The organism is Candidatus Microthrix parvicella Bio17-1, from assembly GCF_000299415.1.
In the GTDB taxonomy this organism is placed as follows: domain Bacteria; phylum Actinomycetota; class Acidimicrobiia; order Acidimicrobiales; family Microtrichaceae; genus Microthrix; species Microthrix parvicella.
Genome location: NZ_AMPG01000002.1, coordinates 253,292 through 268,236 on the forward strand (window position 1 = coordinate 253,292; position 14,945 = coordinate 268,236).

Here is a 14,945-nt window from a genome sequence, read left to right on the forward strand (position 1 = left end):
GTCTCGGCTTGAGCTTTGGAGGCTGCCTCAGACCCAGCGCGGGTCCCACCGTCACCGGGCTCACGTCGGGTGAAGGTGGCCAGGCAGGGTTGGGCCAACTGCACCACCATCTTGGAGTGATCATTGCGGTAGCTGTCCAACGGCTGGGCGGCCTCGAGGCTCCAGTCCTTCAACAGCACGCTGAAGATCGCCTTCAGCTGCATCATGGCGAAGTTCGCGCCCACGCAGCGGTGCCGACCGGCGCCAAAGGGAATCCAGTTCCACGGGTTGGCCAGATCGGCCCCGGGGTCGGTGAGGTACCGGCCGGGACGAAACTTGTCGGCGTCCTCGAACGCCTCGGGGATCCGGTTGGAGATCGCCGGGCTGGCCGCCACCATCTTGCCGGGCGCGATACGACAACCGTCCACCTCCACCTCAACGTTCGCCACCCGCAGCAGCAGGATCAGCGGGGGATGCAGTCGCAGTGCCTCCTTGATGGCGGCCTCCAGGTGCGGCATCTCGCGCAGCGCCTGAAAGCTCACCTCCGTGCCGTCGGCGTACAGCTCGTCAAGCTCGACGATCACCTTGGCCATCTCATCGGGATGGCGCAGCAGCTCGATCAGGGTCCAGGCCGCCGTGCCGGAGGTGGTGTGGTGACCGGCGAACATCATCGAGATGAACATCCCGGTGATCGTGTCGGCGGTGAACCGGGGATCGCCCTCGTCGTTCGAGATCGACATCAGCACGTCGAGCAGATCTGAGTCATCGCCGCCTGCGGCGGACCCGGTGGTCCGCCCATCCATGATGCCCTGCACCAGTTCCACCAGAGCGATGCGCGCCGCGTCCCGGGCCCGGAAGCTGGGAATGTCGGCGTAGGCATCGACGTAGGCCAACGCATCGGTGCCCTGCTCAAGGTCGTGGTACAGCTCGGCAAACCGACCGTCGAGGTCTTCGCGGAACCGGCGACCGATGAGGCATGACGACGAGGTGTAGATGGTGAGCTCGGCAAACCAGTCGAGCAGGTCGATCTCGCCGGAGTCGCCCCAGCGCTCGACCATTTCGTCCATCTCACGCTGGATGGTCTCGGCGTGGCCGCGCATGAACGAGTCGCGCAGCGCCTGGTTGTGCAACATCTCCCGGCGCCGCTCTGGCGGTGCGTCAAACACCACGCCCTCCCCGAAGATCGGCGTCATGAACGGGTAGGCGGCAGCCTGATCCAACTCCTCATCCTTGGCTCGGAAGAAGATCTCGTTGGCTTCGGCCCCCGACAGCAGCACGACCTGCTTGTCGGCCAGCGTGAACTCGCCCACGTCGCCGCACTCGTCGCGCACCCGCTGCATAAGCGCAATCGGGTCGCGCCGCAGCTCCTCGAGGTGGCCGTTGGGCTCGTCGCCGCCCGACACGCGGGGCGGCTCGTTCAAGGTGGTCGTCGGTGTCACGGTCATGGGTGGCCAATCATCTGTAGCTCCGATCGCCGTTCACGGGTGCCTCGGGTTGGATCTCCACCAAGGTCAGGTGCGTGCCCTTGGGCACCGCCACCACGAAGACGATCACGTCGGCAATCTCCTGGGGCCGTAGCGACCCGCTGTGACGGAGGTGGCCCCAGTTGGACCAGTGCGGCATCACCGCGTTCACCGTGTCCTCGCTCCAGGTGGTGCCCTGCTCGGTGCTCGATGGCCCGGGTCGCACCATCGTGGCCCGCACACCGGTGCCCTCCAGCTCCATCTGCATGGCCCGGGCGAGGCCCTCCAGGCCGGACTTGGCGGCGACGTAGCCGGCCATGTGGGTGCGTTGACGGACGACCACATCGGAGGTGACGAACACCAGGTCGCCATGCCCGGCCTCCACCATGGGGCGACCAAGCCGACTGATCAGCCGGTGGGCACCGGTGAGGTTGATCTGAATCGCCCGCACAAAGTCATCCGGGTCGACGCCCAGCGCGCTCTCCGGATGCACGTCGCCGGCGTTGGAAACGACCACGTCCACCGGCCCGAACGCCTCCTGGGCCGTCTTGGCGAACGCATCGATCGATGCATCGTCGGTCAGGTCGAGCGCCGCCGTGGCAGCCTCGCCCCCGACGGACCTGATGGCGGCGGCCAACTCGTCGAGGCGATCGGTGCGGCGGGCGCCCAACACCACCGGGTGGCCGGCGGCGGCCAACGACTTGGCGGCGGCTGCGCCGATGCCGGACGAGGCGCCGGTGACGACGGCAACCCGCCGCTCGGGATGGGGGACGAATCTCGGCACCTGTTCACACTCCAGTCACATCGAAACGAACGGTGGAACCCAACACGTGCATCATCGCGTGACCTCAAAAGTGGTGGGCAGGGTGGCGAACCCGCGGACGTTCACCGAGTGCACCCGCTTGGCACCCTCGGCATCGATCTCGTAGGACCCGACCCGCTTGACCAGCTCCTCGAGCACCACCCGGGTTTCCAACCGTGCCAGGGAGGCACCCATGCAGAAGTGGCGCCCCACACCGAAGCTGGCAATGCCGGTGGTGTCACGGTCGAGATCAAAGCGGTCGGGATCGGGAAACTGGCGGTGATCACGGTTGGCCGATCCGGCCAGCAGCAACACCCGGTCCCCGGCCGGGATCGTCGTGCCGTGCAGGGTGACGTCGGTGGTGGTCACCCGGGCCAGCATCTGGCTGGAGGTGTCGTAGCGCAGCGTCTCCTCCACCCAGTCCGGGATCCGGCCGGGGTCGGCGAACACCTTGGCCCGCTCGTCGGGGTTCGCCCACGCCCAGTACCAGGCGTGGGCGAGCAGCTTGGTGGTGGTCTCGTTACCGGCGACGACCATGAGAAACAGAAACGAGGTGATCTCGTCGTCGGTCAGCCGGTCGCCGTCGGTCACGGCGTCGCCATCGGTCTTCACCTGGCACAGGGCGCTCACCAGGTCGTCGCCGGGGTTGATCCGTCGGTCGGCGATCATCTCCGAGTAGTACACGGCCAGCTCAAATGCCGCCTCGACGCCGGCCGGCGGTACGTCGGTCACGCCCTCCTCACGATGCACCAGCAGATCCGACGCCCGACGCAGCCGTGCCCGGTCGGCCTGAGGAACACCGAGCATCTCGGAGATCACATCCATCGGCACCTTGGCGGCCAGGTCGGTGACGAAGTCGAACGAACCTGCATCCAGGCAGGACTCCAGATGGCCAACGGTGAGCGCCCGAATGTTGTCCTCCATCGCCGCCACCCGCCGAGGGGTGAACCCCCGGGACACCAGGCCCCGCATGCGTCCGTGCTCGGGCGGGTCCATCGCCAGAAACGACATCGTCCGGTGGGCGTTGGGGCCCGAGGCCGCCGGGTCGATCGACACGCCCTGGGCATTGGAGAAACGCTCCGAGTCCCGGAAACCGGCCATCACGTCGTCGTAGCGGGACAACGCCCAGAAGTTACGTTCGTCGTTGCGGTACACCGGCGCCTCGTCGCGCAGGCGGGCATAGGTGGGGTACGGATCCTCGTGGATCTCGTAGGCGTACGGGTCGTACTCAACCGCTGCTGCCGCCGTGGTCATGTGGCGTCCTCCAAGGTCACGGGGCATCTCCCAGAATCACCTTCGTCGCCTCGGCGAGTTGGTGCCGGAGCCGGTCGTAGGGCAGGTGGCCGGTACCCACCTCGATCAGCGCACCGGACACGACGAACTCCAGCGTCCGCACGGCAGCGGGCGGCGCCGCGGCGCCGTCGTCCCGTCCTGCGAGTGCGGCGACCAGCCGGGCATGCAACAACCGGCCGATCTTCAGGCGCAGCTCGTGCACCTCCGGGTTGTCCACCAGCAGCGCCACGGTGCAGGCCGCCGCCAGCTCGGTCTCGTTGGACACGACCAGCGCAAAGTCGGCCAGCACCTCGGTCGCCCGCTGAGCCGCCGCACCGCGCCGGACCTCCGCCGCCTCCTTCTGCGCGCTGATGCGGCGCCAGAACACCTCTGCGATCAGGTGCTCTTTGCAGGAGAAGTAGTTGTAGGCCGTGGCGGGGGCCACCCCGGACCGGGCGGCGACGGTACGAACGGTCAGGGCCGCGTATCCGACCGCATGGAGTTCGTCGACGGCGGCGGCGGTGAGCCGGTCGACGGTGAGCGACCGCTGCTTGCTCAGGCGCCGCCGAGGCAACGTCGGCAGATCGGCAGCCGGACCCTTCGCATCTTGGACACCCGTGGTGGACACGTGTCCAATCATGTAGTGTCGGCGGTCACCCGTCAAGTGTCCGGGAGAAAAGGGAGCCCTATGGCAGTTCAACAGCGATTCACCGACCGCACCGCCATCGTCACCGGCGCCGGAGGTGGCATTGGCGAGGCCTACGCCCGGGCCCTGCACGCAGAGGGCGCCAACGTGGTCATCGCCGAGCTCAACGAGGCCGCCGGTCAGGCGGTGGCCGACTCGCTCGGCGAGCGGGCGCTGTTCGTGAAGACCGACGTGGGCCACCCGGCCGGCACCGACGCCATGGCCGAGGCCACCCTCGACGCGTTCGGGCGCATCGATCACCTGGTCAACAACGCCGCCATCTTCGGCGACATGGAGCTGGCCGGGCTGACCAACGTGGACTACGAGTACCTCAACACGTTCATGTCGGTGAACCTGATGGGTGCGCTGCACTGCACCCGGTCGGTCATGCGCCCGATGGGCAAACCGAAGGGTCCGGACGAGGTCCGGGGCGGGTCGATCGTCAACCAGTCGTCGACCGCGGCGTGGATGGGCATCAGCGGCTTCTACGGCCTGGCCAAGGCGGGCCTCAACTTCCTGACGGCGTCGCTGGCCCACGAGTTGGGCCACCGCAACATCCGCATCAACGCCGTTGCGCCCGGCCCCACGGACACGGCGGCGATGAACAAGCAGGTGCCGGTGGAGTTTCAGGATCCGTTGGTCAGCAGCCTGGCGATCAAGCGCCTGGGCACACCGGCCGACCACGTCGGCCCGGTGCTGTTTCTGCTGTCAGACGAAGCGTCCTGGATGACCGGCCAGATCGTGGCGGTCGACGGCGGACAGGTGACCCGGCTGTGAGCCGACCGATGATCCTGTTGGGCTTGCGCGTCCGAACAACCGAGGCGGGACTATGACAGCCATCTGGCACGAGGAGCGGCTGCTGATCGACGGCGCGCTGCGCAGCGCCGAGCACGGCGCCACCTATCCGGTGGAGAACCCGGCGACCGGCGGGCAACTGGGCGTGGCCGCCGACGCCACCCCCGCCGACGTGGAGGCGGCGCTGGCCGCCGCCCGGCGTGCATTCGACGAGAGCGGCTGGGCCGGCGACGTCGAGCTCCGGGTGCGGTGCCTTCGCCAGCTCCATCAGGCGCTCGTCGAGCACGCCGACCAGCTCACCGAGCTGACGATCGCCGAGGTGGGTGCGCCCCGCTCGGCCTGCGCCACCGTGCAGCTCACCGCCCCCACCGAGTTCCTCCCCTACTACGCCGATCTGGCCGAGGGCTACGAGTGGACCACGCCGCTCGGCGTCGCCGACACCCTGGGCGGCCCGGCCGAGCGTTGGACCGAGCGCAACCCCATCGGGGTGGTCGCCGCCATCACCCCGTGGAACGTGCCCCACCAGATCAACCTGGCCAAAGTGGCTCCGGCGCTGGCCGCCGGCTGCACCGTGGTGCTGAAGCCGGCGCCGGAGACGCCGTGGTGCGGCCTGGCCCTCGGCCGGTTGGTCGCCGAGCACACCGACATCCCGGCCGGTGTGTTCAACGTCGTCACGTCGAGCGATCCCGCCATCGGCGAGCTGCTCACCGGCGACCCCCGGGTGGACATGGTCAGCTTCACCGGCTCGACCGCCACCGGCCGCCGGGTGATGGCGGCAGCGTCGGCCAACGTCACCAAGGTGTTTCTCGAGCTGGGCGGCAAGTCGGCCTCGATCGTGCTCGACGATGTCGTCGACTTCGGACTGGCCGCCGCCACCGCGGCGTTCGGCACCGCCACGGTGGCGGGCCAGGGCTGCGCGCTCACCACCCGGGTGCTGCTCCCCCGCTCCCGTTACGAGGAGGGCGTAGACGCCATCGCCGAGATGATGGCGGCGATGACCCCGGGCGACCCAACCGACCCGGGCACCATGATGGGACCGCTGATCAGCGACCGGCAGTGGCAACGGGTCAACGACTACGTGCGCAGCGCCGAGGCCGACGGCGCCCGGGTGGTGTGCGGCGGCGGGCGGCCGTCGGCGATCCCCGACGGCCACTTCTTCGACATGACGCTGCTCGCCGACGTCACGGCCGACATGGCGGTGGCATCCGAGGAGGTCTTCGGCCCGGTGCTGGTGGCGATCGCCTACGAGGATGACGACGATGCGGTGCGCATCGCCAACGACTCGATCTACGGCCTGTCCGGCGCCGTGTTCGGCGCCGACGAGTACCGGGCGCTGGCCATCGCCCGACGCATTCGCACCGGCACCATGTCGATCAACGGCGGCGTCTGGTACGGGGTGGACGTACCCTTCGGCGGGGTAAAGCAGTCCGGCATCGGTCGGGAGATGGGCGTCGCCGGGTTCGAGGAGTACCTCGACACAACTGCGTTTGCCCGGCCCGTCGGCTGACCGGCCCAACGAACCACGGCGAGGGACAGATGAGCCAGACCGAAGCGATCGAACCGCAGGACTTCGCCCACCTCCCCGGCGTTGCGTTGGTGACCGGCGGCTCGGGCGGGCTCGGCTCGGCGGTCGCGCTGCTCCTGGCCAGGCGCGGCGCCGACGTGGCGATCACCTACCACAACAACGCCGACCGGGCCGCCGAGGTGGTCGCCGCCATCGAGGCGACCGGCCGGCGAGGCTCGGCCCATCGGCTGGACGCCACCGATGCCGATGGGGCAGCCGCCCTCGTCGAGACCGTCGCTTCGGACGGCGGAGCGGGTGGCGGTCTGCACACGTTGGTCCACGCCGCAGGACCGCTCATCCCCCAGCGCCACCTCAGCCGGATCAGCCCCGATCAACTCACCCCGCAGATGACCGAGGAGATCGCGGGGTTCTTCAACGTGGCCCAGCCCACTCTTCCCCACCTCCGACGGTCTCGGGGCTCGATCGTGGCGGTCACCACCGCCGCCACGCGCCGCTTCCCAGTCCGCGATGGGCTGTCCGCCGCCGGCAAGGGCGCGGTCGAGCAGCTGTGCTGGGGGCTCGCCGCCGAGGAGGGCCGCTTCGGAATCCGAGTCAACTGCGTGGGCCCGGGGATGACCACCGCCGGCATGGCCCAGGACCTGACCGCCTCGGGCGACTTGGCCGACGCCGACTTCGCCGCCGCTACCGCCAACATCCCGCTTCGCCGATTTGGAGATGCCGCCGACATCGCCGAGGCGGTGTGCTTTTTGGCGTCCTCGCGGGCGGGCTACATCTCCGGTCAGCACCTGGCGGTCGACGGCGGCTACGGCGTGTAGGCAGCCACGCAATGGTGCCCCCGGCTTGTGCGCCGCCCCACCCGGTACCACACTGATGTCGCTGGTGAGTCGGTCGGGTGACCGCGGCCGGGCATGGCCTTCGGGCCGGGACCCGGTCGAGGAAGGTCGGGGCTCCACAGGGCAGGATGCTGAGGCGACTCAGGCGGGGGTGACCTCGCGGACAGGGCAGCAGAGAACAGACCGCCGATGGCCCGGCTCGCCGGGCACAGGCAAGGGTGAAACGGTGCGGTAAGAGCGCACCAGTGCGGCGGGCGACCGTCGCAGCTGGCAACCCCCATCCGGTGCAAGGCCAAGCAGTAGGTGATGGGGCTGCCCGTCCCCCGAAACTTCGGTTTCGGCACCTACGGGTCGGCCGCTCAGATGGATGATCACCCAGGGAGACGTCGGCGACGACCTCCCGGACAGAACTCCGCCTATAGACCGACTCACCAGCACCCAACCGGAACGGCGTTACTCCAGCAGCCTGGGTAGCGCCACCATCACGTCGGCGTGGTGGTCGGGCACCAGGCGGGTGCTGGCGATCTCAGGTCGAACAGCACATCGGTACTGGCGACCTTCTACTCCGTCAGCTCCATCGATGTCTACCCCGCAGCGGACGCAGGGGCTCGCGTCGGTGGGGGACTCGTACCGTGACCCCACAAACAGCGGCGGAGGGATTCTCCTAGCAGCGTGAGACTGTCGATCGAGCAGCGGAGCGAGGAGGGGGAGTCGCCGAAATGGCGCCGGTCGCCGACTCTTGCACAAGCGAACGGCAGTCAGACCGGTAGCTCCGAGGCTGAGCGACCTGGGAGTCGAGCTTTTGGCGTAGTCGCCGGAGTCGACCGCCTTGTCGATTCGCTGCGACTGCTGCGCCGGCGAGTGGTCCGGCGACATAGACCCAGTACGAGGAGAAGTCGGCGCCCACGAGATCGGGGCCAAAGGTGCGTGCCGGGTTCATGGAGGTGCCCGAGATCGGGCTCCCCCACAACCCGGCGAGAGCGATGTAGCCACCGACACCGAACGCTCCGACGATACCGATGTTCTGCGCTCCGGACGCCGTGCCGAGGATGACACTGACCAGACCGAGGGTGAGGATGAACTCCATCCAGAACGCGGACATGTTCGAGTAGCCCGCAGCCGGGTAGTTCGAGCCGAACGTCGCTGACACGTCCACGACGTGTTGGAGGAACAGGCATGCGAGCGTCGCCCCGAGGAGCTGCACGATGATGTAGCCGGGGACGCGCCACCAGGGGAAATCGCTGCGCAGCGCGAATGCGATGCTCACCACGGGGTTCAGGTGCGAGCCAGAGACCTTGCCCATGAACAAGATGATCGCCATCACCATAATCCCTGGTGCGACGACAGCGACGCTGCGGCCGATGGTGTCGGGAAGGCCCGTCCATCATCCCGCCGCCGGCGGCGACGAGCACCAGGAAGAAGGTGCCGAGCGCTTCGGAGAAGAGTCGGCGCCACTCTTGGCTCGGGTCGTCGAAGTCGTCCATCGGTTCGACGACGTCGGTCTCGAACCGTTGGGCGATCTTTGAGCGATCGGTGTGGGGGCCAGTCATCAACCCTTCTCCAGGAGAGTCCGCCGATGCGCTCAGCTCAGGTCCCAGCGGTGCAGCCGGGTCTGGGCGGTTCCGCTGTTGCAGAGTCCGCCGATCGCCATCAGGAACGCATCGCCGGGAAGACGTCGCCGAGGACGTCGTGGGCGAGCGCGAGGGCGTCGGTACCTGTCAGCGGAGCGCGTGGGTCGAGGGATGGAACCGACGCTCCGAGCCCTGCCCCGAGGCCGAGCACAGCTTGGACCAAGGACATGCCGAGGAGTCCGAGTTGGGCGTCAAGCGATTGGGCTGATGGAGGCAACACGGGGACGGGGCGAGCGACGACGTCGGGCCAGTTCTCCTGCGGTCGCGGCACGGTCAGCGACGAGACCCCAGCGAAGCTCCGGGCGTCGGCATCGCGTGCGGTGAGCGGTGCGCCGAGGTCCCATCGCTCGCGCATCGTGGAGAGCAGCGACGTCGAGCGGTACTCATCGGTCACGACCGTCCGCTCGGGGATCCAGGCCGAGATCGCGACGGTCGGTATACGTACACCGGAACGGTCGAAGTTGAAGCCGAACTGGCCGGGCCCGGATCCGTCGGGCGGTACGGCTGCGGGCGGGGGGACGTGGTCGTAAGTGCCGCCGTGCTCGTCGAAGGTCACGAGGAGGGTGGTGTTCAAGAAGTTGGAACCCGTCGTGCTGGATGCATCCCGAACGGCCCGGTAGATGCGGTCCAGCAGGTCCTCGCCGGCGATCAACGAGGACGGGTTGTCGAAGTTCAGCTGATCGGGTTCGGTGATGCCGCCCGCCTTCGCCACCGCCGAGAGCAGACCGCTGAACGGTGGGTGCATGTCGTTGTGGTTGAACCCGATGATCTGGGGCTCGATGAACGAGTAGGTGGGCAGCTCACCGCGCTCGGCGTCGGCGTAGAATTGCTCCGTGGAGAAGAAGTTGGTGGCGAACCGAGGGTGGAGCCTCGCCGCGTGGATGACGCCCGTGAGGGAGTAGTGCGATGGTGGGTCGCAGTAGATCCGCCATGTGAGTCCTGCAGCGTCGAGTCGGTCGAACAGCGTCTCAGCGGTGTTGTGCACGGGGAACGAGTCGGTCGGCGTCGTGTTTACGACGTAGCCCGACGCGGTGCCTGCATGGAAGAACGACCGATTGGTGAACGTGCACGACGGCACCTCGCAGAACCAATGGTCGAACGTGGCGAACCCGCGCGCCAGACCGGACAGGACCGGCATCTGCTCGGGGCTGTAGCCCACCATGATCTGGGAGTACTCCGTGAACTTGGGCGCTCGGCCGAGCTCGGCTTCGAGCATGCTGATGTAGTCCGCAACGAACCCGTCCATGGTCGGCTGGGCTCCAGCAGACGGCACGTTGAAGGTCTTTTCCGGGGTCACCAGGCCGCGATTGCCATCGTCGAGCACATTGAACAACTGCGTGTTCACATGGGGCAGCTCTTCACCCGGGTCCGGGTTCGGAGTGTCCATGGTCGAGGCGAGTCCGTAGGGAACGAAGCCCTTGCCGGCATCCTCGGCCCACCCTGGAATCGGGTTCGACAGGTCCTTGCCGAGGACTCCCTCGAACGACTCGACCTCACCGGGCTGGTAGAGCCGGCCGAGCAGGTTGTCGAAGGAACGGTTCTCGAACATCAGGACCACGACGTGGTCGAGTGCGTTCGCTGCTGTCGGTCGGGCCACGCTCATCACCTGCAAGTCAGCTCATCGACGCTCGCCGGTCCGAACGTTTGCGAACCAAAGGCATCGCCGTGGGTGTTAGGCGCCGACGTTACGGAGTGAGCCGTAGGCCGTCATCGCCCACTCTGGGTGAACGCCCCGGCATCCCGTCGCCGGCAGTAGGACTGTCTCGATGTGGCGTCGGTCGGAGGGGCGAACACCTGGCTCCAGTCCGACTTCATGCTGATGACGGTCCAACCATCTGGCTCGTCGCCAGCACCCGCCACAAACATCGAGCGCGGCGCACGCAAGATTCCGCCGCTGAGCGGTTGGATCGACACGGTGTTCGTCGTAGCACCCATCGCAACGTTCTACCCCCGTGGCGTGAATCCGGCGGCTGGCGCAGCGGCCAGCGGTCTCACCGAGCCAACCAACGCAGCCGTGCTGTGTTGCCGGCTGATCGGGCCGGCGGGACCACGTGGTTCCGGCCGGCAGGTCTCCGATCCGCTCGTCTCATCCCGGCGAAAGTTTCTCGGATTTCTTTTTGTTCGTCGGCGGATCGGGCCTTGTTTGTCCTACCTGGTTCTTATGATGGGGTACATGAGTTCGATGGTGCTACTGGCGGAGGCGGCCTCCGCAATCGATGTGGTCAATTCCGGTCTGGACGGTCTGTTCGCCGGTGGGATTGCGCCGGTCGACGGACCCGATGCGATCGTGTGGCTCCGCGAGATCGAGGTTCTCCGCCGGCGTGTCGACGCGTCCGCTACGGCGCTGGTCGGCGCGATCGAGGTAGCCCAACTGCACACCGATGATGGGCACTCCTCGGCCAGAGTGATGGCCCAGCACCACGCCAAGCTGTCGGGCAGCGAAGCCAAGGCTCGCGAGAAGACGTCACGCGCCTGCCGCAACCTTCCCGACCTCGAATCGGCCTGGCAGCACGGTGAGATCGGCACGGATCAGATGCACCTGTTGGGCCGGGTGCATGCCAACCAGCGGGTGGCACCGGCCATGGAGGCCCGCCAAGACGAATTCCTCAGCAACGCCAACAACCTTTCGGCACGCCAGTTCGAGGCCGCGACCCGCCAGTGGGAACGCCTGATCGATGAGGACGGCCCAGAGCCTGCCAACGAACGCACCCACAACAACCGCAACGCCCACCTGGGTCAGAACCCCTGGGACGGCTCGTGGGAACTCACCGGGTTCTTCGCGTCGTTGCAGGGCGCTGAGATGCGCGAGGTCTTCGATCACTTCATCGACGCCGAATTCCAAGCCGACTGGGCCGAAGCCAAAGCCCGTCTCGGTGACGCCGTCACCAGCGCCGACCTGCAACGCACCACCCCCCAACGCCGCGCCGACGCCCTCCACCGCATCTTCCACAACGCAGCCACCGCACCCGGCGGTGCTGTGCCTCCCGGGTGGGTGCACAACATCCACTGGTCAGCTTCCGCCTACCAGGAAATGCTCGACGCCATCGACACCGATCGGCCACCGAAGTTCGACCCCGACGACTTCATGTGCCAGACCCCCAATGGCCACAACATCGACGCATGCGAAGCCGCCACCAACAGCCTCTTCGCCCACATCCGACGCATGATCATCGACACCAACGGCGTCGTGATCGACCTCGGCCGAGCCCGTCGCTTCACCGGCTCAGCACGCACCGCCGCCCTCGCCGGCCACACCTGCTGCATCTGGCCCGGCTGCACCGTCCCGGCCACCGCCTGCGACATCGACCACCTCCACGAACACGGCAAAGGCGGAGCAACCAACCCCCAAAACGGCGCCCCCCTGTGTGGTCGCCACAACCGCTGGAAGCAAAAGGGTTTCACCATCCGACGGCTACCCGACGGCACCTGGCACACCACCCGCCCAGACGGCAGCCAACTAGAATGAACGCAAGTCGAACACCCACCCCAGGTCACCACTTGTCGAACTACGCTCGCGTAACGTTCTTCCTCCACGGTCCCAACGGTGCGCAATGAGTGACACTCCATTGCCACCAGGCCAGGCTGGCACGACGACCCCACCAGCCTGCACTACTGGGAAGGAGCCACGTGGACCGACAATCGGGCGCCGAAGCCGGCGCCAATTTCTGCTGTCGCCCCACCTCCATCATGGTCCCAGAATCGCAAGGTCGCAGCAGGTGAAGCAGTCGCTGTGATCGTCGGATCGATCATGCCGTGGTTTGCCGTCACGACCGCCTTTGGCACGCTCTCCACGAGCGGAACCGGCGGCGCCGGGTACGCCAGGGCCTCCGTTGGCTGGGGCCTGTACCTCGCAATCGCCGGGGCAGCCGTGGCGATCGTGGCAACGCTGCGCCCCCCCCACGATCATCGAGTGAGACGAACGACGGAACGCAGGCAGCCCCGCTGCCACCACGACGTCGGTAAGCACCCAGAAGGAATGAACTCGCAACGGAGCGATGCACAAGCGAACGGGGTAGTGGGCGGGGTCTACTCCCCGAGGAGCAGTCCTTTCAGCGACACCTCGATGCGGCGGTTCTTGGCCCGGTTGGCGGCGGTGTCGTTGGGGAACGCCGGATCGGAGGAGCCCTTCCCGACGACGGTGACCCGTGAGGCGTCCACGCCCTTGTCGACCAGATAGGTCTTGAACGCCTCCGCCCGTTCCTCGGACAGCTTCTGGTTGGCGGCAGCGTCGCCCGAACTGTCGGTGTGGCCGGTGATGGTCATCTGGGTCTGGTCGAAGCGGCTCATGATGGCCACGCCCAGGTCGGCCAGGCTGAAGAACGACTTGGGCAGGTCGGCCGACTCCGCCGGGAACACGAACGGCTCGGCGACGATGATGACACCGTCGTCGCTCGGCGAGCTGGACTTGTCGACCTCGTACAGGTTGAAGACGTTGTCCTCACCCAAGATCTCCTTGGCCGCGTTGATGCGGCGGTTGCCGTCGGCGTAGTTGGGCACCTTGCCGACCAGGAAGAGCTTGCCGCCCTGGTACACGCCCATCCGCTCGACCCCATCGGGAAGGGGCACCTTTGGCGTGCTCTTCGGCGGCTTCGGCGTGGCCACGAACTTGTCGGTGGACGACGCTGCGTCCTGAGCGCCATCGGCGGGCTTGGAGTCGGGCGTGTTGGATGCCGACTTGCCCGTGACCGCTTTGACCTCGATGTCGTCGACGCCCTCGACGCCGGCCAGCACGTCGGGGATGCGCCCGGAGTCGTCCGCATCAACCCCCGACACCGTGAGGATGCCGTTCTCGCCCGCCTGCACCTGCGCGTCGGCGATGCCCGCCTTGTCGAGGGCCGCTTCGGCACGGGTGACCACCTCGCCCCCATCGCTGGTGTTGTCGTCGCCCGCGGTCACGATGGTCACTCCGATCAGCACGACGAGTGCGGCCACCCCAATGCCCAACACAGTCCATCGGCTCAGGCCGCCTGCGCCACCGCCGTCACTGCCGGACACCCCAGTTGCTGGCTCCATGCGTGCTTCTCCCCACGTCCGACAGCGGCGCCGCGTTGCGGCTCGCCGATCCGACTTCTGGCCGAAAGCCTACGGTGCAAGGAGGCAAAACGTCATGCGAAAGTTGACAACTCGCTGTGGGTGGCGGCTTCGCTACCCACCGTGACCGCTCAGGCGGAGAGCTCAGGCGGCGAGCAGGCGGCGGGCCGCCTCGATGACCACCCGCCTGGTGGTGACCTCGACCTGTTCGGCGGCGTGCTCGTCCGGCACCTCGGAGGACAGGCGGTTGGCGATCACGCCGGCGACGCACCCGGCCCGCAGGCCCTGGGTGGCGCACATGGTGAACAGCGTGGCCGACTCCATCTCGTAGTTGAGCGCCCCCATCGACCGCCACGCCTCCAGGCTGCCCTCGAAGCGCTCGACCACCCGACCGGAGAAGGTGTCGTAGCGCTCCTGGCCCGGGTAGAAGGTGTCCGACGAGACGGTGACCCCAACGTGCGGCTCCACGCCCAGGGCCCGGGCCGACTCGACGAGCGCGGTGGTGCAGGCGAAGTTGGCCACCGCCGGGAACTCAATCGGCGCAAAGTGTTCGCTGGCGCCGTCGAGGCGCACCGACGCCGTGCTGACGACCAGGTCGCCGATGCTGAGGTTGTCCTGGATGGCGCCGGTGGTGCCCGCCCGGAGGAAGGTGCGGATGCCCAGCTGGGCCAACTCCTCGACCGCGATCGACGTGGACGGACCACCGATGCCCGTCGAACACACGACGACCGGGCGGCCGTCGAGGTAGCCGAGCCACGAGACGAACTCACGCTGGCCGGCCAGCGCCCGGGGGCGTTCCATCATCGAGCCGATGCGCTCGACCCGGCCGGGATCTCCAGGCAGGATCGCCACCGTGGCGCCCATCAGCTGTGGCCGAGACAACCCGAGGTGAAAGACGTCGACCATGGCGGGCAAGGTAACCCCGCTGC

General features: G+C 67.7%; 13 protein-coding genes, 1 other RNA gene and 1 pseudogene. 6 read left to right on the forward strand and 9 right to left on the reverse strand.

Annotated features, from left to right (window positions below):
- Positions 1–44 precede the first annotated feature (44 nt).
- The 4 genes and pseudogenes from MPARV_RS0109430 to MPARV_RS0109445 form a co-directional block, all read right to left on the reverse strand.
- Positions 45–1,424: pseudogene (locus MPARV_RS0109430) on the reverse strand (cytochrome P450); the annotation flags it as partial.
- A 10-nt stretch (positions 1,425–1,434) separates the two neighbouring features.
- Positions 1,435–2,226: an SDR family oxidoreductase gene (locus MPARV_RS0109435; protein WP_012225223.1), complete on the reverse strand. Its 792-nt coding sequence runs from the start codon at positions 2,224–2,226 to the stop codon at positions 1,435–1,437.
- A 51-nt stretch (positions 2,227–2,277) separates the two neighbouring features.
- Complete coding sequence (locus tag MPARV_RS0109440; RefSeq protein WP_020378058.1) at positions 2,278–3,498, reverse strand: cytochrome P450; 1,221 nt, start codon at positions 3,496–3,498, stop codon at positions 2,278–2,280.
- A gap of 16 nt (positions 3,499–3,514) precedes the next feature.
- Entirely contained in the window at positions 3,515–4,144 is a 630-nt protein-coding gene (locus tag MPARV_RS0109445; protein WP_081582290.1) for a TetR/AcrR family transcriptional regulator, read from the reverse strand.
- 60 nt (positions 4,145–4,204) lie between these two features.
- Here MPARV_RS0109445 and MPARV_RS0109450 point away from each other — a divergent pair, with 60 nt between their 5' ends.
- From MPARV_RS0109450 to rnpB, 4 genes are all read left to right on the forward strand, one after another.
- Positions 4,205–4,978, forward strand: coding sequence for an SDR family oxidoreductase (locus MPARV_RS0109450; protein ID WP_020378060.1), 774 nt, complete (start codon positions 4,205–4,207; stop codon positions 4,976–4,978).
- A gap of 52 nt (positions 4,979–5,030) precedes the next feature.
- Entirely contained in the window at positions 5,031–6,503 is a 1,473-nt protein-coding gene (locus MPARV_RS0109455) for an aldehyde dehydrogenase family protein (RefSeq protein ID WP_020378061.1), read from the forward strand.
- A gap of 29 nt (positions 6,504–6,532) precedes the next feature.
- Positions 6,533–7,336, forward strand: a complete 804-nt coding sequence (locus MPARV_RS0109460) for an SDR family NAD(P)-dependent oxidoreductase (RefSeq protein ID WP_020378062.1) — start codon at positions 6,533–6,535, stop codon at positions 7,334–7,336.
- Between the two features lie 65 nt (positions 7,337–7,401).
- Positions 7,402–7,789, forward strand: an RNA gene (rnpB, locus tag MPARV_RS22850) — RNase P RNA component class A.
- Between the two features lie 229 nt (positions 7,790–8,018).
- Here the strand turns inward: rnpB and MPARV_RS21175 are convergent.
- Positions 8,019–8,675 carry an MIP/aquaporin family protein gene (locus MPARV_RS21175; RefSeq protein ID WP_202948826.1) on the reverse strand — a complete coding sequence of 219 codons (657 nt, stop codon included), beginning with the start codon at positions 8,673–8,675 and terminating at the stop codon, positions 8,019–8,021.
- Between MPARV_RS21175 and MPARV_RS25355 the strand changes: the two genes are divergently transcribed.
- Positions 8,656–8,880 (forward strand): hypothetical protein, encoded by a 225-nt coding sequence (locus tag MPARV_RS25355; protein ID WP_202948827.1) that lies wholly within the window; start codon positions 8,656–8,658, stop codon positions 8,878–8,880. The two genes, MPARV_RS21175 and MPARV_RS25355, sit on opposite strands and share 20 nt — an antisense overlap.
- Before the next feature lie 124 nt (positions 8,881–9,004).
- Here the strand turns inward: MPARV_RS25355 and MPARV_RS0109470 are convergent, their stop codons facing one another.
- Positions 9,005–10,582, reverse strand: a complete 1,578-nt coding sequence (locus MPARV_RS0109470) for an alkaline phosphatase family protein (RefSeq protein WP_157789538.1) — start codon at positions 10,580–10,582, stop codon at positions 9,005–9,007.
- A gap of 110 nt (positions 10,583–10,692) precedes the next feature.
- Entirely contained in the window at positions 10,693–10,920 is a 228-nt protein-coding gene (locus MPARV_RS24700) for a hypothetical protein (RefSeq protein ID WP_157789539.1), read from the reverse strand.
- Between the two features lie 238 nt (positions 10,921–11,158).
- Here MPARV_RS24700 and MPARV_RS0109475 point away from each other — a divergent pair, with 238 nt between their 5' ends.
- Positions 11,159–12,451, forward strand: coding sequence for an HNH endonuclease signature motif containing protein (locus MPARV_RS0109475; protein ID WP_238538850.1), 1,293 nt, complete (start codon positions 11,159–11,161; stop codon positions 12,449–12,451).
- A 560-nt stretch (positions 12,452–13,011) separates the two neighbouring features.
- On the opposite strand, the gene MPARV_RS22605 is transcribed toward MPARV_RS0109475, so the two are convergent.
- Together MPARV_RS22605 and udp are read right to left on the reverse strand one after the other, a co-directional pair.
- Positions 13,012–13,998, reverse strand: coding sequence for an OmpA family protein (locus MPARV_RS22605; RefSeq protein ID WP_081582210.1), 987 nt, complete (start codon positions 13,996–13,998; stop codon positions 13,012–13,014).
- A gap of 162 nt (positions 13,999–14,160) precedes the next feature.
- Entirely contained in the window at positions 14,161–14,922 is a 762-nt protein-coding gene (gene udp / locus MPARV_RS0109485; protein WP_012225244.1) for a uridine phosphorylase, read from the reverse strand.
- Positions 14,923–14,945 lie beyond the last annotated feature (23 nt).